Raw genomic sequence first — 263 nt, forward strand, 5'->3', positions numbered from 1 at the left:
GTGCTGGCCTACGACCACCAGGCGCTGCTGATGGAGCGTGCCACCGGCGGGCGCTCGCTGCTGGAGATGGTCAGGCGCGGCGACGACGACGAGGCTACGCGTATCCTCTGCCAGGCCATCGAACGCATCCATGCCCCGCGCCCGGGTCCGTTGCCAGAGCTGACCCCGCTGGAGCGCTGGTTCGACTCGCTGTATGCCGCCGAGCGCCGCTACGGCGGGCTCTACGTCGACTGCGCGAATGCCGCCCGCTACCTGCTGGAGAC

General features: G+C 70.3%; 1 protein-coding gene. It reads left to right on the forward strand.

Annotated features, from left to right (window positions below):
* Positions 1-263: aminoglycoside phosphotransferase family protein (locus tag ACLJNW_RS25880; RefSeq protein ID WP_319950339.1), on the forward strand; the 263-nt coding region annotated here is incomplete at both ends.

It is taken from the genome of Salmonella sp. SAL4457 (assembly GCF_046548235.1).
Lineage (GTDB): Bacteria > Pseudomonadota > Gammaproteobacteria > Enterobacterales > Enterobacteriaceae > Salmonella > Salmonella enterica.